Below are 21,111 nucleotides of genomic sequence, written 5' to 3'. Positions count from 1 at the left end.
TTAAAAGCAGATAAGTCAGTGTTAGAACAAAAACGTCCAGGATTAAATCATGTAGGTGTTACCGAAGGTTAAACAACATAAGTTTTATGAATTGTTGATATATCAACGTTTATAAGGTATTTTTGATTTATTTATACATAAAAAAGGGCAGAATAAGGGCATGATGTGAAAAACTTGATTTTAAGCATAAAAAAATACGCTCAAATTTGAACGCATTTAATTTATATTTTCCAACTTACTCATCATATCTTTATCCATTTGTTCGGTAACATGACTATATATCTGTAAAGTTGTTTTATAATCTTTATGGCCTACACGATCCATTATTGCACGCAGTGACACACCTAATTGTGATAATAAAGATATGTGACTGTGACGCATTGTGTGAGTTGAAATATCTTTTTCAATACCTATATTCTTTGCAACGTTCTTAATGTTAGCATTGATAGATGATAAGGGCATAGGACTACCTTTACTATTTGTAAATATAAAATTTCTCTCTTTAAAATTACTATCCCACTTAGCTGATTTCTTATTTTCCAACATTACCTTACGCAATATCTCACAACTTCTAGTGGTAATAGATATAGTACGATAAGAGGCCTCAGTCTTAGTTGTATCTTTAAAGCCACGTACACCATCTTTAGTTATCCATGCTATTGTGCCATCAATCTCAATCTTTTTATTCTTAAAATCAATGTTTTCAGGTTGAAGTGCTAATAACTCACCAATTCTTAAACCGTTCAATACTTGAAACTCAGTAATGTATGCAGTCATCATATATGAGCGTTTAATATAGCCTTTATTACTAGTGTTTGCCTTATGATTAAGTTCATCAATGAGTTTATGTACTTCATTCATTTCTAGGTAATTCTCACGTTTAGCTTTGATTTCTTCTCTAGTTACTGCCTTCTTAGGTAATGACACATTATCTATATATGATATATCTGAGATATTGTACCTTTTCTGAGCAAACTTCAATACATTTTTTATAAGGCTCACATTGACCTTAATTGTAACGTGTTTAATATTATTTTCTTTCATTGATGTATTGATGTAATCTTGGATAACTTGAGCGTTCATTTTATCGACAAGAATATCCTCATTTATTCGCTCTTTGATGTGAGCAAGTCTGTAAGTTTTTGCTCTTATAGTTGATTGTTTAGCACCAGATGTTAATTTGTAATTCTCAAACCACTCATCACATGCAGCATGGAAAGTTAGCGTCTTGAGTGTAGTAGGTATCTTATTACTTTGCTTTTCCTCTATACGCTCATTTAAGCGTTTCTGAGCCTCTTTCTGTGACTGCTTACCATTCTTATTAAGTACCACGCTAACACGTCGCCATTTGTTTGTGAGTGGATCTTTATACTTCTCATAATAGCGATATTTAGTTTCACCATGTTTATTAGTAAATTTCTCATGCCACATGTGAGTGTGCCTCCTTTTACTTAATCTTGTGGTCCATATTGATTTTCTACTGCTTGATTTAAAATTTTGGAAGCTTGTTCGTCTCTCTCCATTGCTTCATCTTCACTAATCAAGCCATTTTCATAATCTTCACTAGCTTGTCTTTCGATTTCAGTTTTACGTTGTAAAGCTTCAGCAACTTCACCATGTATATACTGATCATCAATCTCTGTATTTTTAGGTAACTTTACATTTTGATTAGGTTGTTGAGTTTGATTATAGTTTTGATTATTTTGCTGTTGTTGTGGAGTTTGTGGAGTGTTATTAGCTTGTTGTGTTTGCTGCTGCTCTTGAGTTGCAGGTTGTTGTGTTTGTTGTTGAGATTGAACTTGTTCATTTGTAGCAGTTTCTTGTGTTTCTTGATTATCAGTAGAGTTATCGTTTTGTGTAGACTTGTTATCTTCATTCTCTTGAGATTTCTTTTCTTCTTTAGACTTTTTATCTTCTTTAGTTTTCTTATCTTTTTTATCGTCAGCTTTCTTTTCAGTAGTGCTTTCTGATTTTTTATTTTCATCTTCTTTAGTGTCATCTTGACTACAAGCACTTAATACAAGCGTAGCTGCAAATAATGTTCCTAGTAATTTTTTCATATGTATTCTCCTTTAATTAAAGTAAGGGTAGATAACTATCCTAAATAAGTTATTGTTGCATTGCTGATTCTTGTACTTCCTTTTGTCTATTTGCCCAACTGTCATAGCTTTCATTTTTGCCAACCCAACCTGGGCCACCAACATGAGCATTAGGATCGTTAGCAACTTTTTCACTTGCTTCTTTAGCAGCTTCATAATCGCCACGACCATAACCCATTTGAGATTCATCATGAGTTGTAGGTGGTATTTCTTGAGTATTTGAAGGTTGATTATTTACTTGTTGATTATTATTTTGAGTTGATTGGTCAGTTTGTGAATTGCTACTAGCACTAGCTACGTTATTTTGATTACTATTTGTTGATTGACTATTATTATTTGAATTACTAGTTGAGCTAGAGTCATTTGATGTAGCACTTTCTGAAGATTGTTCATTTGAATCACTAGTTGTTTTGTCATCTTCAGTTTTACTTTCTTTTGAATTGTTGTCATCTGATTTAGCGCTAGCTACATTTTTTGAATTATTATCTTCTGATGAATCATCTCTTTTACTATTATCTGTTAAATCTTCAGTTACTGAATAATCTTCAGATTTTAAGTCATCTAACTTAATTGTTTTAGTACCTAATTTTTTACCATCAGCACCTTTTGTAGCTTTTAAAACTACATCTTCATCATTTTGTAACTTGTAAGTCATGATACCTTTTGCAGTTTTACCTTTTTTAATAGTGTCATTACTATGTTCGTTCCATTCACCAAGTTTTCCAGTAGTAGGTGTAATTCCTACATCTAATTTATTTACAGTATTATCACTATCTTGAGTTGCTTCAAAACAAGCAATCCATACATTCATTGAAGTTATATCTTCGCTATCTGATTTGTTTTTAACATGATACTTGAAAGCTAATAATTTATCTCCTGAATCTTTGTCATTAAGAATAAAAGTATCATCAATTTTTAATACTGCTTGATCAATAACTAGAGTGTCATTTGCGAATTGCGGTTTATTTTCATTTACTGATTTTGTTTCAGTATTAGTAGACTTTTTATCTTCTGAATTACTATCGTTATTTCCACAAGCACCTAAAACCAATGTACTTGCTAATAATATGCCACATAATCTTTTCATTTTATATATAACTCCCTAATTTTATTACCTTTTATATTCATTTTTCTATGGTGTATTGTGCATTGATCGTCACGCTTTACTGTTAAATAAGTGGACATAAGTTTAACTAAATATAGTTATTTAAACTAATTTGTCATCATCATGTATTATCATAGCTAATTCTTCTAAAGTTAAATTGTTTATTGAATTTGATAAAAGGTGTAATTTATCTTCTTGTTCTCGCACATGATGACTCAAAATCTCTTCATTTTCAATAGAATTTAATAAATCAGGATTCTCAACTAATTCTTGAAAAACAATTTTATTAATAGCTGCATAAATTTTGTTAATCATTCTTTCTGTTAACGGTATAGTAGCCAGAGGTTCACCTTCAATTTCTTTTTTAACATCGTAAACAAGTGGACTACATTCTTCTAGAATATAATTCAATTTAAAATATGAGTATTCTAAAACTTCAATTTTTCCTAATCCGTTTTCTTTAATTCTTCCAGATTTAAGCAACCATTTGTATACTTCACTATCTTTTTCAACTTCATGAGTTTTGCCAGTAGCAGTTGCTAATTTATTGAATAAATCTTCGTTACCATCTGGATCAAGTATTTCGCTTATTTTTTTTAAAACTTCTCTAGAAGGAGTAGCTTTATTATTCTCGATTTTACTTAGATACGCATGAGATAAATCTGTTTTCCTTCCTAATTCAACAAGTGTCATATTTTTTTGTTTTCTATAACTTTGTATTAATCTTCCATGAGAGTCACTCATTGCAAATAATTCCATTTTTCTACCTCCTTTTTCATTATTGTAACAAAAAAAGTTAAAATTATGATTAAATTCAAAAAATGTTCTTGAAATGTTCCTGAAAAAGTTATATTATAGATTTGTAAGATGAAAATGTAACTATATTCAGTTACATTATGAAGGGAGTGAGAAAATGAATATAAAACCTAAAACAGAAATTATAAAATTATTGATGTTTAAAAAAGGGCATTCACTTAGAAGTTTTTCTATTGCTAATAATTTATCAGCACCTTATTTAAGTGATGTATTAAACCTCAAAGTAATTCCTAGTGGAAGATACGCTAAAAAAATTGCTAGTGGATTAAATGTAGAAATAAGTGAAATTTTTGAAATTGAACAAAAAGAGGAGGTCTAAACTATGCCACATGTAAAGCTGCAAGATTTACCAACTAAACAGAATACTGCACTTGAAGAAAAGCAAATCGTATTCCCAGTCAAATACGCAAAGCCGAAGCTAATCTGTGAAATCTTCAATATTAGTTACTCAACTTTCTATCGACTTCTAAAGTCTTATGAAGATGACAATTTAGGCATTGAGGATATGTATATCGACATTAGCAGCACACTAACACTTGTGAACGTAGAACAGTTTGAAAAGTATTTGAAATCAAAGCACAAAAAATATTTATAAATCAAAGGAGTTTTTAAAATGAAAACATTAAGTAAAGAACAAACTAAAAATATTATGTATCAATTATATGCAGATCGTATAGGCTCAAAAGAGAATTTAACTTTTGATGAAAGATTTAACAGAGATAGAGCAATAATCAAAGTACTTTTTGAACGTTGGGGCATGGAACCAGAAGAAAATGATAAATTAGCTGGTTCTTTAGCACTAATGTACAGACGTGTATTTAAAACATATGGAGATACTAGAAATCTATTAGATGCTATGGATGGAGATATGCAAAATTTAGCAAAATTTTCTCGTGAAGATGATTTGAACGATTTATTTTTATTACAAAAAAGTATCAATGAATTAATCGAAAAAATTAAAGAGCAACATGAAGATTATATTATCTTTTATAAATAAGCAGGTGATGATAATGATGAAATTCTTAATTAAATTATTACTCATCTCATTAATTTCATTCATAAGTGGCTGGTTACTAGGAATACATGTAGCTTTCACTATTTACATGTTAAGTAGTGTAATCGCAGCGTTAAATATTGAAGAAAATGGAGGAGTAGTAAATGAACAATGATATTGAAGTAATAAAAAGTATTTATAAAACACTTGATTACGCAGTAAAAGATAAACGTACAGAATACACTCACATAGTAGAAGAAGGCAACCAAGAATGGAAAGAAACACTTAATCGTGAACAGCAACTACAATTTATTTGTGAGTGGGTTATGCAGCAAATAGAAAATAATTTTGAATGGGAGAATAAATAAGATGATGGAAGAAATTTTAAAAGGATTTAAAGAATTAGCGATAGTAAGTATGAAAAAATCTGAGTTAAAAGGTGACATGTTAAGACTTTCAGAGCTAACTGGTTACTTAGGTGAAAAAGCTAAAGCATATAGAGAAGAAGGAGATATTAAAGGTGCTAAGGCTATCGAATTAATTGTATTAGATGATATTAAATTTGAAGTTGATAGTGTATATAGCAAATTTCAAGAAGCTGAGAAAGAATGGGAACAAAAATATAAAAAACTTGAAAACGTATGTAAATATTACGGTATTCCAGTACCTTCATTAAAAAGTGAAAAAGTTATCAATTTCTATAAATAGGAGTGATACAATGGCTGCTAAATTAGATGTGAATAAACAAAATATCATGCGAGCTATTGAATGGATCATTATAAACGAAGAACGAATTATATTTGAAAGTCAAAATCAATTAAGTTTCTTTAGTCGTGAAGATTTAGAAAAAATCGACTACTGCAAACGTACTTTAGAAAGTCTACTAGAAGCTAAAGTAATCTATAATAAACAAAAAATTAGTTAGGAGAGTAAAAAATGGAAAATTTAAAATATCAAATCAAAAGTATAAAAGAAGAAATTGAATGTACAAATATACTTTCAAAACTTAACTCAGTTAGGAATTTAATAGCAGATGAAATGGAAGACATTGAAGATTATAAGTCATTGTTAGACGCAAAAAATGATGTAGTAGCTTCTTACACAGCGAAACAAAATTTAGAATATAATTTCGTTTTACAATCAGTTATCAATGCAATCTATACAGATGTTGAAGCAATGTATGAAGAAATTGGAAAGCATTACGAAAACGCAACGAAAGAAATAGAAAAAACGTTACCTGATAATAATAGTTTGGCGACTAAATCAGATAACGAATAATGTAATTATTTTAATTAATATCAGAGCAATAGGAAAATACTCTATTTGTATTATAACACCTTTGTTCTGATATTAATACATGGAGGTATTAAATTGAACAAAATTCAATTGGATAATGACACTCAAGTGAGTGTTGTTTGGTATAAAAGCGTAAGTTCAAAATCATTTAAAAACTTCTATACACCTAAATGGAGTGAATTAGTAAGTCTTTTATCTGATCCAGTAGTAAATTCAGATAAATATACTAGAGGTTCAGTAGTATATGGTGATATTTCTAATGGTGTAGATAATGAAGGTATAGAGTATGAGAAATATAGAAATGATGACAATGTTTTATATAGAGATGTACTTGTACTTGATTATGATGACGAAGAAGATTTAAACATGCTACACAAGTCAATTAAAAGCGAATTAGAAGGTTTTTCATGGTTTTGGCATACAACATTTAATCACACAAGTGAAAGTCCTAGAATACGTTTGTACGTGCCACTGAGTGAGCGTATAAGTGCAAATGAATATCGTGCATATGTGAGAACACTAGCACAAAAAATAGCGTGCAAAATTGATGAAGGCAGTTATCAACCATCTAGGGCTATGGCGTTACCAGTCAGAAAAAGTAATGAAAGTCCTTTTGAATTTCAATTTAACGATGCTGTAATTTTAGATAAATCAACACTTAAAGAGTGGGCTAAATTATTTGATATTTCTACTCAAGAAAATTCTACTCAAAACTTTAAAAGACGTGACGCAAGTCATTGGGAAGAAAAAGCATTTGGCGTTAGTGAGGGAGGACGCAATTCGTCGCTAGCAAGTATTTTAGGCCACTTATTTCAGCGTAGAGTAAATGAACACATTATTTATTCTTTCGCTCAGATGTGGGGGCAATCATGCACACCACCAATGAATGATCGCGAGATAAACGCTACTTTTTATTCAATTATGAAAAAACACTATAACAACTAGAGAGGAGTTTTCTATGAACTTTACTAATGATGAAATTATGAACGAAATTAAGGAGAATATGAATAAAAAGACATATACTCCTAATTTTATTCCAGATGGTTACAAAGTGAAACCTAATAGTTATGGTGCAGCACTTTATCAAATTATCCCAAGTAGAAAAGATGGTGAACCAGATAAAGAAAGATTTATCACTACTACTATTCCAGAAATCAATACTAGATATGAAAATATTGAAAATGGTGAAGTGAGTTATAACATGCACTTTTTTGATAATAGAACACCAGTAAATTTAAATGTTACTGCCGAAGAAATCACAGATAATAGACAACTCCTTAAACTAGCAAATAGGAAACTAGATGTAACTTCAAACACTTCATCAAAATTAGTTGATTATATTAATCAATCTAAGAGATATAGCCCACCTATCAATATAAAGGTAGCAACTCGATTAGGGCATGTAAAAGATTACTTCATTTATCCATATAAAGATGAAATGGAACATAAAAATATCAAGTTTTTTAATAATGATAAAGGCTTTCAAAAGCTAGTCAATTCATTTAAATCTAAAGGGACAATCGAAGATTACTCAAAAAAAGTATTTATAAAAATTAAAGATTTGCCTATGGTTATGGTGATGTTATACGCCTCACTAGGATCAGTATTACTTTATGAATTTGATATTATGCCATTCATCGTTGAACTTGCTGGAAGTACTTCAACAGGTAAGACATTCACTTTAAATTTAGTAGCTAGTGTGTGGGGAACTACTGACCTTACAACTACATGGAGTTCTACTAGAAATAGTATTGAGGCTATGGCTGCATTTCTGAACTCTTTTCCAATATTTAAAGATGATACACGTAATACATCAACTTCATTTGTATCTGATGCAGTCTATAACTATTCAAGTGGTGAGAGTAAAAGTCGAAGTAATAAAAAATTAACTATTGATGAAAAGAAAGAATGGAAAAATATTTTACTTTCTACTGGTGAGGCCTCAATTACGAATATGGCAGATGATAAAGCTGGAGTATCGGCTCGTGTCGTTACTTTAGAAGAACAACCATATCCAGATAATTATGATTTCATCTCATTAGATCATGAATTTAGAGAGAATTACGGAACTCTAGGAATTGAATTTATTAAACAATATCAATCAAAAAAAGATGAATACAAAGAAAGTTTTGAAAGCTATTTAAGATACTTTAATGAAAAAGGTATCAATGGAGTAATGCAACGTATTGGGAAGTGCTTTGCCTTATTACAGCTTACTGGTGAAATTCTTAATGATATTGATGGGTTTGAACATGACTACTATAAGATTATTAACCAAGCATATGAAAACATGTTGAAGAATAATAAAACGATAGATAAACCTAAACAAATGCTTGAGGATATGCTGCAATATTTAGACGCTAATCGAAATAACATCACTGGTGATGGATATAGTCCGGTTAAAAATGGTGAAGTTAAAGCAATATATAAAATGGGTTACTTATGTATTTTAGGCGATACAGTCAAAGATATATTAGGTCATGAAATGCAAACTATAACAAAACAATGGGACAAAAAAAGTTATTTAGTTAAGAAAGAAAAAGATCGTTTACAAATACAAGTTAGACATGAGACTAAAAAACATAGAGGTTTTGCTATTAAAGATGAAGTCATAAAAGAAATGGGATTTGATTTCTCAAATTCACACAATCCACATTCAGAATTTTAAAAAGTACCACATGTACCCGTTGAGTACCCACTTAGAAATAGAAAACGGGTACTCGATAAACATTGTAATATCAAGGTTTGAAAAAGATAGTACCCGAAGTACCCACTAATTAATAATAGTGTATATAATTTTAAGAAATTTAGATTTTATAACTAATTAATACTCACTATTTAAATGTACATGCTAAAAGTATTTTAACGGGTACAACGGGTACTAATAACCTTAAATCCTTGTCTATCAACGATTTCAAGAGTACCCATTTAATTATTAATGACGGGTACGCATTGGGTACTAGTACTACATTTAATAAATATGGAGGTTAAGTATGTCAACAATTACAGAAATAGGACACCAACAATTTAAGATGTTTATAAATAATAATAAATTTCAGCAGCTTGTGAAGAAGGAACAAGAAAACATGGCTAAAGGTTTGATTATAAGTCTTTTAACAAATCCAACTGACACACATCAAACTTTTATACAGGAAGTAATTCAACTAACCAAGAAATACTATCTCTATTGTGATGGTGGGGATATATTATTGATTACTAAAGATTTCAAAGCACTCATAAAATTTAATATTAGAAAGCCTAATCCGTTACTTAGTCAGTATTTTAATAGTGATTGGATCATTGAAATAGATAACTTAAATTCACTTAAAAAAGGACATGGCAAGATGCTACTAAAAGATATACTAGCGATTTCTACAAAGCTCAATCTTGAGTCTTGCTTATGGACTGAAAGCGATAATAATACAAAATATTTTGAAAGACATAATTTTAAAAGTATCGGTAAAGTTGGAAAAGATAATGAAAATCTAATGATTAGAAGAAAGGAACGTGTATAGTATGAATAATAAACAATTAAAAGAATTAACTAAGATTGCTCATTTTATGGAAAGTGTAATTAATGAAACAGATAATAGCGTAAGAGATTTTAATATACTTACGCAGCAACAAGTAAATAAGACAACATTTTTAGAGTTCACACTCATATTCTTTGAGCGTAAAACGTGGGAAATTGTTGAAACGTTGGAATTTGATACTAATGAATTTATCTTATTGAATGAAGTGAACGAAACATTAGATAGTGTAATGAAAGAAACAGAGAGCGTATATCAGTATAGCGTGACTGATGAGAATGGTGAACATTATCATACTACTGATAGAAAAGGCCATATCATTAGAATATTAGAGTGGGCGTTAAATCAAATTGTTGGGAATATAGATATTGAACAAACAATTTAATATATAAATTTATAGGTCATGCACTTAGTAGGTGCATGGCTTTTTTATATGTAAATCGTAATTGTTAAGATTTGTTAATGATTTTAGATTGAGTTAAGGTAATAAACGAACATTAGTTCTATAATAGAAAGCGTATGAAATTGTATGAAAAGTAGTATAAATACTTCATTTATAGTGTTAAATGGAATGTTAAGAAGTTATTTAAATTCTACAAAAACAGAACGTTTGTTTGTAATTTTGGTGTAAATTTAGTATAATAGTGTTATAGAAGTAATTATACTTTTATATAATTTGATTAGTTTTCTTGTTCTCTGAAATCATGAGTACGATAGTTAAAAAATGCAAATTCACTAGATTTTCATTTATTACCTCCTCATTTAATTAGGTCTGCTCAAAATAACTAAAAAATGAGGTATTAAATAATGACAATAACAATTGAAAAAGAATTAACTCAAGATCATATTAAAGTATTAAATGTATTACGCAACACTAAGCACAATATTATTACTAAACAAAATATATTCAATCAATTGAATATGGAGTTTACTAAAAACAATGAAAGATGGTTACAACATACTATTAATAGTTTAGTTGTAGATTATGGCTATCCAATCGGATATAGCTATAAGAAAGATACTAGAGGCTATTTCTGGATAAAGTCGAAAGAACAAAAGGAATTGGCCTTACTAAGTATAAAGCGTCATATTGAGGGCAGTATGAAACGATATGAGGCACTAAAGAAAACTGAAATTTAAGATAAAGTAACAAAAAACTATTTGCATAAGAAAAATAGGCTTAAAAACAAATTGAAAAGAGGCATATCATTGAAAACTGCAAAATATTTTGATGAATACAACGAATATGTAATAGGTCAAAGAGAGGGTATCAATAAACTTGAAAAAGAACGTCAGGAACTCACACAACAAATTAAAGAAGATAAAGCTAAATATAAAGAACTAATTGCTAACTCACAAGATGATGAGGCTGATGAACTCTATACTACATTTGATAGCAATGAGAAGAAACTGAAAGCCTTAGAGAAACGCTTATCGACTAAAAAAGAAGTGTTTGATGAGGCTAGACGTAAAAAGGCGATTGAACTTATTAAACATCAAGCAGATTTACCTCATTTGTACAAAAAAGACAAAGAACGTATATTAGCAAAATTCAAGCCAATTATTGAAGAATTTAACACAGTATTAACTGAAATTAATGATTTAAATGCTAAATACGAAGAAGAGTATAACCGTTACACTATTCCATATCATAGAGAAAACTTTGATGAAGATGATGAAGTAAAAAGGGAATTGCGAAATCACTTTAGAGATATTCTGTATAGTCCATACATTACAGGTATAGAATTACCATTCACAGATCAATACAATCATAAACTTAAATTTAGAGGTGATAAATAATGACTAGAAAACACAATTTAGATAAGGTATCCAATCACATCATGTTAGAAACTGATTTGTCAGATAAAGATCGTGATAAATTATTAGATGTCGTTGAGGCTCAAATTAACCAAAATAATAATGAACAACGTAGAAAAGAATTATCACAAAAATCAAAAAGAGATGTAAGTCTTATGCAGATGGCTAGAGAAAATCGCATTATCAAAGGTTAATATCATACACGCCTATCCTTAGCGATAGGCTCATTTTATTTGTGAGGTGCAGACATGAACCTTAAAAGAGTAAACTACTCACTATCATATTATGAAACTAAAATATCTGAATATACTTTGCTAACAGAATATAACCCTAAGTTTATAAATACCAAGATTAAGGCCATCACAACACAAATAGAGATGATGTATCACTTAAATATCTCACATATGACTACAAGTGATGTTCATGGCGTTGTGTCTATATCATACCCACTAGAAAAGCTAGTGATTAATATAATTGATGAAAAAGAGAAGTTACATCGTTTCAAAACAAAATCGAATAGAAACATGCAGCAATTAAAACAGGTTATTAAGCGATATACACCTAGTGAACAAAAGGAAGTCATGTATTATATGCAGTCTAATGGCTCAGTCATAGATTATGACCTTATAGAACGCCTACAACGTGATTTATACGCTTATAAGCATAAAGTAAGTGTTGCTACATGATGTACGATAAACAAGCGATTAAACAGTTTATAATGGACTATCACAAAGAGAAAGCGTCAAATGTTGTAAGTTATGATGATACTAATATAGATGATTTCTTTTCACTGAGTGATGAAGTCGAACCTTTTGAACTAAGTGAGAATACTGGTAATCAAGTATTCTTTAATGAACTAGATCAGTTAATTTATGCAGTAGCGACTAGAAGGGAATACTATATATTTTTCTTACTATGTGAAGGGAAATCTATGAATGAAATTGCAAAGATATTTGAGTTAAGTAGAGAAAGAATACGTCAACTATTGAATGGTTTATTAGACAAATTAGAGGAGGGATAACATGAGTGATTTAAACCCTAGACAAGAAAAGTTTATATCTGAATACCTAAAGACGCTAAATGTAACACAAAGTGCAATTAAGGCTGGTTATAGTCCTCATACTGCAACTGTACAAGGTAGTAGGTTGCTTAAGAATGAAAAAGTGGCTAAGTACATTGATGAGCAACGTAAGAAAGTGATTGATGAAGGTGTACTATCTGCTAACGAACTACTTCATATCCTAAGTAATGCAGCAGTAGGAGATGAGAGTGAAGTAAGAGAGGTCGTTGTTAAACGTGGTGAGTTTCAACGCAACCCAGACACTGACAAAATGAACTTAGTGTACAATGAGCATGTAGAAATGGTGGAAGTACCTATTAAGCCTAGTGACCGTTTACGTGCTAGAGATATGTTAGGTAAGTATCATAAGTTATTTACTGATAAGAAAGAGTTATCTACGGACACACCAATTTTTATTAATATAGGTGAGTGGCCAGAAGATGAGGAAGAAGAAAAACGTAAAGCACTAGATGAAATACACGAACAACACCCTAATAGAACAATGATTATTAATGATATTCCAGATGAGGACTGATAAGCATGAGGTAGAAATTACTACATCGATATTCATTGATGATGTGCATGAAGAAGATTAAAAAATGATTATGAAAATAGTACTTACTCAATTTTGAGTAGGTGCTTTTTATTAAGTTTTTGATTAACCAAAACTATTGCTCAAAAAGAATATAAGCATATTTTTATTAATAAATAATTAAGGTATTGGTATTTTACAGTACCTTTATTTTGTATTTAGTTTTAATTAAGAGATTAGTTTGGTAGTATCTAATTTAAAGATAGCTAGGAGGGAATAGAAATGGGCTCAGTTCTCACTGTTGCTTTAATATTCTTAATTTTAGTTTTAGTCTTTAAATCTCTTAAGAAAAAGAAGTAAGTAAGGTATACATATTTGAGTAGTATTATTTTTTAGTTATAAAAAGTAAGCGTTTTCTATTTACATTTAGAGCCTTTTATAAGATAATAACCGTAGCTACTAAAATTTACTACTCAAAATTGAGTATCCTTTAAAATGACTGTATCCTTTGGGTGCAGTCTTTTTATTTATAACCTGTCAAAACCTTACATTTCATACAATAACAAACGAACTTAAAAGTCTACTTGTAACCAGTACCTTAAAATAGGGAAGTGGTTTGTAAAACAAAAAGCGTACCTCAAATTAGGGGTACCTTTTAATTATATGTAATGAGCTCAAATGTGAGTTTGTTATTATAAATGCATTTACTAAAAACAATTTGGATTAAGGGAATATATTGAAAGTTGTATTTCGCTTCTAAAAGCTGATACGTCAAGTTAGCGTATCAGAAATTTAAATATAGACTTATTAATCAATTTAATAGCTGACGCACTAAGTTAGTGCATTAGAAAACCGAAATGTCGGTTATCTAATTCAGAAAAGAAGTTTGTGGCTTCTCTGCGTAGTCAAAATGGCAACGCAGCATACATAATGATCTAGTATTAGTTTTATTATCCCCAAATGTGGGGAGTGAGAATGTAAACAATTTATAGATACTGTAAAAATTGTAGACAATGAATAAATTTAATGCGTATAATAACATTAGAAGTTGTTCCCTTATGAAGCACTTCTATATTATATTTTTCTATATGTGAGTCATTTTTTCTTGGCTATGTCCATTGGGCATAGCTTTTTATTTTATTGTAGACAAATATATAAATAATGAGATAATAGCAAAAGAGGTTTAAGACCTCTAACTTCTTTACGTACATATAGAGTTTTTACTCTATCTCAACTTTTGCGTAAAAAAGCACTCTCAACTTAGCTCATGACGGACTAAGTGAGAGTGTAGATGAAAAGTAAGGAGTGAAACGTTTTTATTACTTTATTACATACAATTAATGATTTTTATTATAATAATGTGGCTAAATAAAAATTAGTGTGTAATAATAACAATTGAGATTGTCTAAATGGCGACTTTTCCTTTCCATTAAGTATTTCTTCTCCATCGAAAATACTGTTTGTTTAGGCAATCTCGACATTTCAAAAGCTTTCATAAATAGCATAATTCTTTAGGGGCGTAAAGCCCCTTTTTGTATGCGAAAAAGCCTCACTAGTACACGACTAGTAAGACTAAGTTTCAATGAAAGTAATGTTAACTACGAATTATTTTAACATACCTCTACTTTATTTAATAGACATATACTTTATGTAATCTTTCATGAGAGGAACTGCATGAAAAATTCATTTAGTTAGTGGAGAAACATGACGCTAATTGATCTAATGACGTATAAGGAAATAAAGATATGGAACGAACTAAATGTAGCAGAAAGGGTAGGCATTATACTATCCTTTAATTTATTGTTAGTGAAGAATGGTGTAGATAGAAGAATAGTACCATCTGTGAAGTTAGATGATGATAGGATATTTATTTATAATTAAAAAAGTTGAATAGTGGTATTAGTAAAGTAGAGATATTAAAGGAGATATGTCTATGGAACTAATAGGAAAGTTAGCAAACTTTATTATGAGCACTATTTCTAATTGGATAGGAAGTAGCGAATTGATAAGAGATATTTTCAAAATTAAAGATAATAAAAACGATTAATAATGAAATAGTTCAAACGTCACTTTTTCAGTGGCGTTTTTTGTATTTTTAGGCGCTGAGAGACGCATTATATTGCAGTGAGAAAAATAAATGAATATAAACTGATAATATAAAAGCATAGAAAAACACACCTGAGCGTAAGTAAGATGTGTTTTTTCTATATTTAATATTTTTTTTAACGCTAATAGTTTCAATTTAATGCTGGTGAAGAATATAGATAGAAGAATAGCCCCACTTGTGAAGATAGGATATTTATATATAAATGATAAATAAAAAATCATTAGATTGTATATTTTTTTGAATGGGACGATATATTTTTTTGTGTACAACTAGTGTAACTTATTATGATACTAGTTGATTTTTTTTTATAAAAATTAAATAATAAAGTAAATTATAGAAAGTAGGTGTACAATATAAAATTTAAAGTTTATTTTTTTATATCTTCAGCTTTGATATTGATGGTTTTAACATTTTTTGTAGGGATAGGCGTATTATCTTCACTTCCAAAACCAATTATAATAATTGGAACCATAGCTATTTTTTTGATGAACATCATTATACCAGTAATTGAAAAAATTTATTCTAAATTTAATAAAAAGGAATATGAAGATAAAAAAGATGTAAAAGGTATTAGTTTTATTATATCTCTAGGAATTGCAATCGTAATCGGAATTATATCATATTTTTCTTCAAAAAATCTTGAATGGTTTGAAACAATTATGAGTAGTGGTTTTATTTGGGGATCTAACACAGCTATTTTATTTGCAAATATAGCTATGCTAGAAATTGAGAATAATAATTTAGAAAAAGAAAAGTTATATAACGAAAGAGTTGAAATGAAAATTGAGTATATGAAAAAATTAGAACTTATAAAACAATATGCTAAAAATGAAATAAAATATAAAAAAGAGATAGAAGAATATGAAAAAGAACTGAAAAAGTATAAAGGTGAGAATGATGAAAAGTAAAATAAAAATTAATATTACAGGTCAAAAAGAGTATTTATATAGTACGCGTCAGATAACACAAATCATTGATATAATTAGCGAAAAACATTATAAAAACGAAATAATTAATGAAATAGCAAATTCAGATAAAATAAAAAATATCATTATTTTATCTGAATCAACAAAGATTAATCAAAAATATAAAGATATAAATGAAAATGAATTTGAGATCGATTCTAACTCATTACTTGATATATACCATAAAGGAAAACCTATTTCATTAATTATTGATAAAAATATTATGTTGATGAATAAGACTTTCGAGTTATTCGAAAATTTATATCAACATAATAATCAAAGAAACATTAAAATGACATTAGGTGACAAAGAAGCATTACTTTTTGAACTTTATAAATTTATTCTTGATGAAGATTATTTAAAAGTTCAAAAGTTCTTTAAATCTCATTCTTCTTATAGTAAAGAAAAGATAAATAGTATCATAAAGAGTATTAAAAAAACAATAAATCTTTATAAAAGAGTTAAGACTTATGAAAAATTAGAAAAAGAAAACAAAATCAATGAAAATAAAAATGAAGAAGATAATTATCAAGATGTTAAAAAAATAAAAAACGAATTTTTACAAAACTTTTCTAGACTTTCTAAACCCATATTATATATTCAATTAGATAATAAAGTAAACGATAATTCGAACTTAAAAAATGAATGGCAAATGCTAGGTATTAAAATGATTAAAGAAGAGTATTTTAAACATTCTAATCCGAAGTTTTTAGATATAAATAAAATAGAACAAAATAGTCCTTTGTATATAGAACTAGCAGTATCAATACAATTTATACCTATACTAATTAAATTGTCGAAATCTTTGCGTAATTCTAAGGAAAAAGATAAATCGCAAGAAGATGATTTGCGGTCTTTAGATGAAATTATTGAAATGATGGAAAAAACCTATACAAATCCTGACTTAACGCTAAATGAGATTAATGAAAATGAAAAAGAATTAGATGAAAAAATTAAGAAATTACCAAATAAATTAAAATCAAAAGTTTATGAAATGAGAAATGGTTTAACTGAGGGGAATATAAGTTCACTAAAGGAAAATAAAATTCATTTGACAGGTATCGAAATTAACGAAGAAGAAAATGAGATAAAAGATGATATTGAAAATGAGATAAAAAATGATAATGAAAACAACAAAAAGAATTTTGATAGATAGAAATTTACAAATGTATTTAGAAAATATTAAAATGTAATAATAAAATCAAGGGCAATTTTAGGGCATTTATTTGAAACAAAGGGCAAAGGTATGAATGTGATATTTAATATTGAAAGGTTATAATCATTGATTTAATAGTATTTTGAATGGATTAGAAATATAATGATTTATTATGGTGTTTTCGAAGGTAAAAAACCAGCAAGCATCACTGCTTATAATGAAGCTCTAGGAAGAATACAAAGTGAAATTGAAGAAGCTAAGACGAAAGCACAAGAAGTGTTAAATAAAGAAAAAGCAACACCAGCAGAAGTGAAAGAAGCATTAGACAAAGTGAAAGCAGTCTTACCAAAACTTACTGAAGCGATTAGTTTACTTCATGACAAAGAAAATAATAGTGAGTTAGTTGAAGCGAAACGTCAACTTGATGAAGCAATAGCAGAACAAGACCCAACACCAGGAATGACGCAAGCAACAGCAGATAACTATAGAGCGAAGAAAGCAGAAGCAGAGCGAATTAGTGCAGAAGCTCAAGGTGTGATTAACAACGGTGATGCGACAGCTGAAGAAATCAGGGATGAAAAAGTAAAAGTAGAAGAAGCATTAACTCAATTAACTGAAGCGAAAAATGCATTAAAAGCAGATAAGTCAGTGTTAGAACAAAAACGTCCAGGATTAAATCATGTGGGAGTTACCGAAGGTAAGAAACCAGCGAGCGTGACTGCATACAATAATGAAATGACTAAAATTCATGATGAACTAGAAGCAGCAAAAACAGAAGCAGATAGAGTGATTCATGATGACAATGCGACACCAGCACAAGTAACAGCGGCTATCGCAAAAATTGACGCGGTACAACCTAAGTTAGATAATGCCATTAGCTTACTTCACGACAAAGAAAATAACAGCGAATTAGTGAAAGCAAAAACAAAATTAGATGCAGCGATTGGTGAAGAAGATCCAACACCAGGAATGACGCCAGCAACAGCAGATAATTATAGAGCGAAAAAAGTAGAAGCAGAGCGAATTAGTGCAGAAGCTCAAGGTGTGATTAATAACGGTGATGCGACAGCTGAAGAAATCAGAGATGAGAAAGCAAAAGTAGAAGAAGCATTAATTCATTTAACTGAAGCAAAAAATGCATTAAAAGCAGATAAGTCAGTGCTAGAACAAAAACGTCCAGGATTAAATCATGTGGGAGTTACCGAAGGTAAGAAACCAGCGAGCGTGACTGCATACAATAATGAAATGACTAAAATTCATGATGAACTGGAAGCAGCGAAAACAGAAGCAGATAGAGTGATTCATGATGACAATGCGACACCAGCACAAGTAACAGCGGCTATCGCAAAAATTGACGCGGTACAACCTAAGTTAGATAATGCCATTAGTTTACTTCACGACAAAGAAAACAACAGTGAATTAGTGAAAGCAAAAGCGAAATTAGATGCAGCGACTAGCGAGGAAGATCCAACGCCAGGAATGACGCCAGCAACAGCAGATAATTATAGAGCGAAAAAAGCAGAAGCAGAACAAGTCAGCAGAGACGCACAAAAAGTGATTGAAAATGACGATGCAACATCTGGGGAAATTGCGCAAGCAATAGCTAAAGTAAATGAAGCTACAGTTGCATTAAAACAAGCTAAACATGATTTAATTCCAGACAAAACTTTATTGAATAATGCTAAAAACAATTTAGAAACAAGCATTAATCAGGTGCCTGAAACTAAAAATATGACTAGTGATTCTGTTGAAAATTATAGAAATAAATTAAGTCAAGCAAAAGATACATTAGCTAATGCACAAAAAGTTATTGATAACCCAACTTCAACAGTTGATGAAATTCATAAAACTATCGAAAATGTGAAACGTGCTAAAGATGAACTTGAACAAGCTAAACATGACTTAATATTAGATTATGATGCTGTCATTAAAAAAATTAAACAACAAACTGATTTAACAGAATCACAGAAGGATAAATTAATAGAAAAGACAAAAGCTTCTACAACTTCTGATGAATTAGAAAATATTAAACATAATACTAATTTATTAAATGATGCGATGAAACAATTAAAAGAAAACATCGCTGAAAAAGATAAAATCAAAGCAAGTATTAATTATACTGATGGAGATAAAGATAAAAAAGATACCTATGATGATGCTTTAAAAGAAGCTGAAAAACTAATTAATGATGCAAAAAATCCTATTATTGATCCTAGCGTGATAAATCAACTTAAAGATAAGATAATTGATGCTAAAAATAATTTAAATGGTGCAGAAAAATTACAAAATGCTAGAAATAATGTTAAACACATATTGGAAAACTTAGAACATTTGAACAATGCACAAAAAGATGCGTTTAACAATATGGTAGATAATGAAAATTCACGTGATAATTTAGATATAATTATTAATAAAGCTAAAGAAGTGGATAAAGCTATGAAACATTTAATTGATGAAATAGCTGATAATTTAGATATCAAGCATTCTGTTAATTATTCAGAAGCTTCACCAGATAAAAAATCCGCTTACGATGAACTTATTAAAAAAGCTGAAGACTTAATAAATAAAGGTATTGGTACAAATGCATCACTTGAAGAAATTAATAAATTAATTCAAGATATTAAAAAAGCAAAATATGATTTAGATGGAAAACATCAAGTTGAATTAGCTAAACAAAAAGCTTTAGTAGAGTTAGAAAATGAAGTTAACCGATTGAAAGATGAAATTGACAACAATCCTAATCTTTCTAAAGAAGATAAAGAAAAACTTAAATCTAAATTAGAGCGTCTTCTTGAAGGTGCAAAAGGTCAGATTAATAATGCAACTACATTAACAGACCTTATTAAGATTAAAGATAATATTCAAAAAGAAATCGATAAATTAAAAGCATTAATTGATGCTAAAATTTTGGCTAAACAAGAAATTATTGATTTCGCTAATAAAAAACGCCAAGAAATTCTAAATAATTCTAACTTAACTAGTGCCCAGAAACAAAAAGCGTTAGCTGAAATAGATAAAGCTTTACAAAAAGTACTTAAAAACATTGATAACGCAAATGATATCAATGAAATTAACCATAAACTTAAAGAAGGCAAAGATAATATAGCGAAAATTGTTGCAAAAGAAATTACTAATGCGTTAATAAATAATAAAATTAAAGAAATTAAAGCACGCAAAGATTTAACAGATGAACAAAAAGCTAAATTAATTGATTATCTTGAAAAACTTAGACATGATACATTAAAAGAAATTGATAAATCACACATTGATGATATCGGTTCAATTATCCAAAAATTAATAAACAAATTGAATATGTTTGATATTGACAAAATTGAAAATATCTTAAGTCATAACAACAAAGATAATAATCAAAATCAATCAAATGTTAACACTGACGGTATTAAATCTAATAACAGTCATTTATCTAAATTACATAGATTACCTGATACTGGTTCAGAAGGTACATCTATTCAATTAGAAATTGAATTAATGACACTATTAGTTGGTCTAGGATTAGTATTAAAGAATCGTAGAAAAAAACAAAAAAATAACAAGAATAAAAGATAAAAAAGATATAACTTATTATCTTTAAAAATAAAGAGCAGGAAACCGATATAAACTGGGTTTCTTGCT

General features: G+C 29.2%; 25 protein-coding genes. 21 read left to right on the top strand and 4 right to left on the bottom strand.

Translation table 11 applies throughout. The features are described 5' to 3' along the window. Window positions 1-216: 216 nt before the first annotated feature. From NR218_RS09155 to NR218_RS09140, 4 genes are all read right to left on the bottom strand, one after another. Complete coding sequence (locus tag NR218_RS09155; protein ID WP_265883353.1) at window positions 217-1,431, bottom strand: tyrosine-type recombinase/integrase; 1,215 nt, start codon at window positions 1,429-1,431, stop codon at window positions 217-219. Window positions 1,432-1,451: 20 nt separating this feature from the next. Then, window positions 1,452-2,060: a hypothetical protein gene (locus NR218_RS09150; protein WP_265883352.1), complete on the bottom strand. Its 609-nt coding sequence runs from the start codon at window positions 2,058-2,060 to the stop codon at window positions 1,452-1,454. A 49-nt stretch (window positions 2,061-2,109) separates the two neighbouring features. Continuing rightward, entirely contained in the window at window positions 2,110-3,186 is a 1,077-nt protein-coding gene (locus NR218_RS09145; protein ID WP_265883351.1) for a DUF5067 domain-containing protein, read from the bottom strand. A gap of 120 nt (window positions 3,187-3,306) precedes the next feature. Beyond that, window positions 3,307-3,963: a helix-turn-helix domain-containing protein gene (locus tag NR218_RS09140; RefSeq protein ID WP_265883350.1), complete on the bottom strand. Its 657-nt coding sequence runs from the start codon at window positions 3,961-3,963 to the stop codon at window positions 3,307-3,309. A gap of 154 nt (window positions 3,964-4,117) precedes the next feature. On the opposite strand from NR218_RS09140, the gene NR218_RS09135 reads away from it, so the two are divergent. From NR218_RS09135 to NR218_RS09035, 21 genes are all read left to right on the top strand, one after another. Further along, entirely contained in the window at window positions 4,118-4,339 is a 222-nt protein-coding gene (locus tag NR218_RS09135; protein ID WP_044466900.1) for a helix-turn-helix domain-containing protein, read from the top strand. A 3-nt stretch (window positions 4,340-4,342) separates the two neighbouring features. Next, on the top strand, window positions 4,343-4,615 hold the full coding sequence (locus NR218_RS09130; protein WP_153983440.1) for a helix-turn-helix domain-containing protein: 273 nt from the start codon (window positions 4,343-4,345) through the stop codon (window positions 4,613-4,615). 18 nt (window positions 4,616-4,633) lie between these two features. Beyond that, on the top strand, window positions 4,634-5,017 hold the full coding sequence (locus NR218_RS09125) for a hypothetical protein (protein WP_265883348.1): 384 nt from the start codon (window positions 4,634-4,636) through the stop codon (window positions 5,015-5,017). Between the two features lie 16 nt (window positions 5,018-5,033). Beyond that, window positions 5,034-5,189, top strand: coding sequence for a hypothetical protein (locus NR218_RS09120; RefSeq protein WP_265883354.1), 156 nt, complete (start codon window positions 5,034-5,036; stop codon window positions 5,187-5,189). Beyond that, window positions 5,179-5,382, top strand: coding sequence for a hypothetical protein (locus NR218_RS09115; RefSeq protein WP_265883347.1), 204 nt, complete (start codon window positions 5,179-5,181; stop codon window positions 5,380-5,382). Before NR218_RS09120 ends, NR218_RS09115 begins: the two co-directional genes overlap by 11 nt. Before the next feature lies 1 nt (window position 5,383). Then, window positions 5,384-5,722 (top strand): hypothetical protein, encoded by a 339-nt coding sequence (locus tag NR218_RS09110; protein ID WP_265883346.1) that lies wholly within the window; start codon window positions 5,384-5,386, stop codon window positions 5,720-5,722. 10 nt (window positions 5,723-5,732) lie between these two features. After that, on the top strand, window positions 5,733-5,939 hold the full coding sequence (locus tag NR218_RS09105; protein WP_265883345.1) for a hypothetical protein: 207 nt from the start codon (window positions 5,733-5,735) through the stop codon (window positions 5,937-5,939). Between the two features lie 11 nt (window positions 5,940-5,950). Further along, window positions 5,951-6,292: a hypothetical protein gene (locus NR218_RS09100; RefSeq protein WP_265883344.1), complete on the top strand. Its 342-nt coding sequence runs from the start codon at window positions 5,951-5,953 to the stop codon at window positions 6,290-6,292. 93 nt (window positions 6,293-6,385) lie between these two features. Next, window positions 6,386-7,255, top strand: a complete 870-nt coding sequence (locus tag NR218_RS09095) for a primase alpha helix C-terminal domain-containing protein (protein ID WP_265883343.1) — start codon at window positions 6,386-6,388, stop codon at window positions 7,253-7,255. A gap of 13 nt (window positions 7,256-7,268) precedes the next feature. Then, entirely contained in the window at window positions 7,269-8,978 is a 1,710-nt protein-coding gene (locus tag NR218_RS09090; RefSeq protein ID WP_265883342.1) for a DUF927 domain-containing protein, read from the top strand. A gap of 325 nt (window positions 8,979-9,303) precedes the next feature. Further along, entirely contained in the window at window positions 9,304-9,825 is a 522-nt protein-coding gene (locus NR218_RS09085) for a hypothetical protein (protein WP_265883341.1), read from the top strand. Window position 9,826: 1 nt separating this feature from the next. Next, window positions 9,827-10,225 (top strand): pathogenicity island protein, encoded by a 399-nt coding sequence (locus tag NR218_RS09080; protein ID WP_265883340.1) that lies wholly within the window; start codon window positions 9,827-9,829, stop codon window positions 10,223-10,225. A 422-nt stretch (window positions 10,226-10,647) separates the two neighbouring features. Further along, the gene (locus NR218_RS09075; protein ID WP_002448465.1) at window positions 10,648-10,980 is read left to right on the top strand and encodes a hypothetical protein; all 333 of its coding nucleotides are present in this window, start codon (window positions 10,648-10,650) and stop codon (window positions 10,978-10,980) included. Window positions 10,981-11,049: 69 nt separating this feature from the next. Beyond that, the gene (locus NR218_RS09070; protein ID WP_145463050.1) at window positions 11,050-11,640 is read left to right on the top strand and encodes a pathogenicity island protein; all 591 of its coding nucleotides are present in this window, start codon (window positions 11,050-11,052) and stop codon (window positions 11,638-11,640) included. After that, window positions 11,640-11,852 carry a hypothetical protein gene (locus NR218_RS09065; protein WP_002476277.1) on the top strand — a complete coding sequence of 71 codons (213 nt, stop codon included), beginning with the start codon at window positions 11,640-11,642 and terminating at the stop codon, window positions 11,850-11,852. The genes NR218_RS09070 and NR218_RS09065 overlap by 1 nt, the downstream gene beginning before the upstream one ends. 54 nt (window positions 11,853-11,906) lie before the next feature. Beyond that, the gene (locus NR218_RS09060) at window positions 11,907-12,344 is read left to right on the top strand and encodes a pathogenicity island protein (protein WP_070813166.1); all 438 of its coding nucleotides are present in this window, start codon (window positions 11,907-11,909) and stop codon (window positions 12,342-12,344) included. Continuing rightward, window positions 12,341-12,679 (top strand): sigma factor-like helix-turn-helix DNA-binding protein, encoded by a 339-nt coding sequence (locus NR218_RS09055; RefSeq protein ID WP_070813167.1) that lies wholly within the window; start codon window positions 12,341-12,343, stop codon window positions 12,677-12,679. The genes NR218_RS09060 and NR218_RS09055 overlap by 4 nt, the downstream gene beginning before the upstream one ends. Before the next feature lies 1 nt (window position 12,680). Then, the gene (locus NR218_RS09050) at window positions 12,681-13,253 is read left to right on the top strand and encodes a terminase small subunit (RefSeq protein ID WP_002448435.1); all 573 of its coding nucleotides are present in this window, start codon (window positions 12,681-12,683) and stop codon (window positions 13,251-13,253) included. Between the two features lie 2,502 nt (window positions 13,254-15,755). Further along, window positions 15,756-16,265 carry a hypothetical protein gene (locus tag NR218_RS09045; protein ID WP_265883339.1) on the top strand — a complete coding sequence of 170 codons (510 nt, stop codon included), beginning with the start codon at window positions 15,756-15,758 and terminating at the stop codon, window positions 16,263-16,265. Continuing rightward, window positions 16,255-17,478 carry a hypothetical protein gene (locus tag NR218_RS09040; RefSeq protein ID WP_265883337.1) on the top strand — a complete coding sequence of 408 codons (1,224 nt, stop codon included), beginning with the start codon at window positions 16,255-16,257 and terminating at the stop codon, window positions 17,476-17,478. Before NR218_RS09045 ends, NR218_RS09040 begins: the two co-directional genes overlap by 11 nt. 162 nt (window positions 17,479-17,640) lie before the next feature. Further along, window positions 17,641-21,045 (top strand): DUF1542 domain-containing protein, encoded by a 3,405-nt coding sequence (locus NR218_RS09035; RefSeq protein WP_265883336.1) that lies wholly within the window; start codon window positions 17,641-17,643, stop codon window positions 21,043-21,045. Window positions 21,046-21,111 lie beyond the last annotated feature (66 nt).

It is taken from the genome of Staphylococcus sp. SUC_1.2, from assembly GCF_026222585.1.
The sequence above is the reverse complement of the archived record's forward strand: the minus strand, read 5'-3'. Positions and strand labels throughout refer to the sequence as shown.

Excerpts from the sequence above, each read along its gene's own strand:
- NR218_RS09155 (WP_265883353.1), bottom strand. The coding sequence starts at position 1,431 with ATGTGGCATGAGAAATTTACTAATAAACATGGTGAAACTAAATATCGC.
- NR218_RS09120 (WP_265883354.1), top strand. The coding sequence starts at position 5,034 with ATGAAATTCTTAATTAAATTATTACTCATCTCATTAATTTCATTCATA.
- NR218_RS09060 (WP_070813166.1), top strand. The coding sequence starts at position 11,907 with ATGAACCTTAAAAGAGTAAACTACTCACTATCATATTATGAAACTAAA.
- NR218_RS09075 (WP_002448465.1), top strand. The coding sequence starts at position 10,648 with ATGACAATAACAATTGAAAAAGAATTAACTCAAGATCATATTAAAGTA.
- NR218_RS09150 (WP_265883352.1), bottom strand. The coding sequence starts at position 2,060 with ATGAAAAAATTACTAGGAACATTATTTGCAGCTACGCTTGTATTAAGT.
- NR218_RS09035 (WP_265883336.1), top strand. The coding sequence starts at position 17,641 with ATGATTTATTATGGTGTTTTCGAAGGTAAAAAACCAGCAAGCATCACT.
- NR218_RS09055 (WP_070813167.1), top strand. The coding sequence starts at position 12,341 with ATGATGTACGATAAACAAGCGATTAAACAGTTTATAATGGACTATCAC.
- NR218_RS09100 (WP_265883344.1), top strand. The coding sequence starts at position 5,951 with ATGGAAAATTTAAAATATCAAATCAAAAGTATAAAAGAAGAAATTGAA.
- NR218_RS09145 (WP_265883351.1), bottom strand. The coding sequence starts at position 3,186 with ATGAAAAGATTATGTGGCATATTATTAGCAAGTACATTGGTTTTAGGT.
- NR218_RS09105 (WP_265883345.1), top strand. The coding sequence starts at position 5,733 with ATGGCTGCTAAATTAGATGTGAATAAACAAAATATCATGCGAGCTATT.
- NR218_RS09125 (WP_265883348.1), top strand. The coding sequence starts at position 4,634 with ATGAAAACATTAAGTAAAGAACAAACTAAAAATATTATGTATCAATTA.
- NR218_RS09110 (WP_265883346.1), top strand. The coding sequence starts at position 5,384 with ATGATGGAAGAAATTTTAAAAGGATTTAAAGAATTAGCGATAGTAAGT.
- NR218_RS09080 (WP_265883340.1), top strand. The coding sequence starts at position 9,827 with ATGAATAATAAACAATTAAAAGAATTAACTAAGATTGCTCATTTTATG.
- NR218_RS09115 (WP_265883347.1), top strand. The coding sequence starts at position 5,179 with ATGAACAATGATATTGAAGTAATAAAAAGTATTTATAAAACACTTGAT.
- NR218_RS09085 (WP_265883341.1), top strand. The coding sequence starts at position 9,304 with ATGTCAACAATTACAGAAATAGGACACCAACAATTTAAGATGTTTATA.
- NR218_RS09065 (WP_002476277.1), top strand. The coding sequence starts at position 11,640 with ATGACTAGAAAACACAATTTAGATAAGGTATCCAATCACATCATGTTA.
- NR218_RS09090 (WP_265883342.1), top strand. The coding sequence starts at position 7,269 with ATGAACTTTACTAATGATGAAATTATGAACGAAATTAAGGAGAATATG.
- NR218_RS09135 (WP_044466900.1), top strand. The coding sequence starts at position 4,118 with ATGAATATAAAACCTAAAACAGAAATTATAAAATTATTGATGTTTAAA.
- NR218_RS09050 (WP_002448435.1), top strand. The coding sequence starts at position 12,681 with ATGAGTGATTTAAACCCTAGACAAGAAAAGTTTATATCTGAATACCTA.
- NR218_RS09045 (WP_265883339.1), top strand. The coding sequence starts at position 15,756 with ATGGTTTTAACATTTTTTGTAGGGATAGGCGTATTATCTTCACTTCCA.
- NR218_RS09040 (WP_265883337.1), top strand. The coding sequence starts at position 16,255 with ATGAAAAGTAAAATAAAAATTAATATTACAGGTCAAAAAGAGTATTTA.
- NR218_RS09140 (WP_265883350.1), bottom strand. The coding sequence starts at position 3,963 with ATGGAATTATTTGCAATGAGTGACTCTCATGGAAGATTAATACAAAGT.
- NR218_RS09130 (WP_153983440.1), top strand. The coding sequence starts at position 4,343 with ATGCCACATGTAAAGCTGCAAGATTTACCAACTAAACAGAATACTGCA.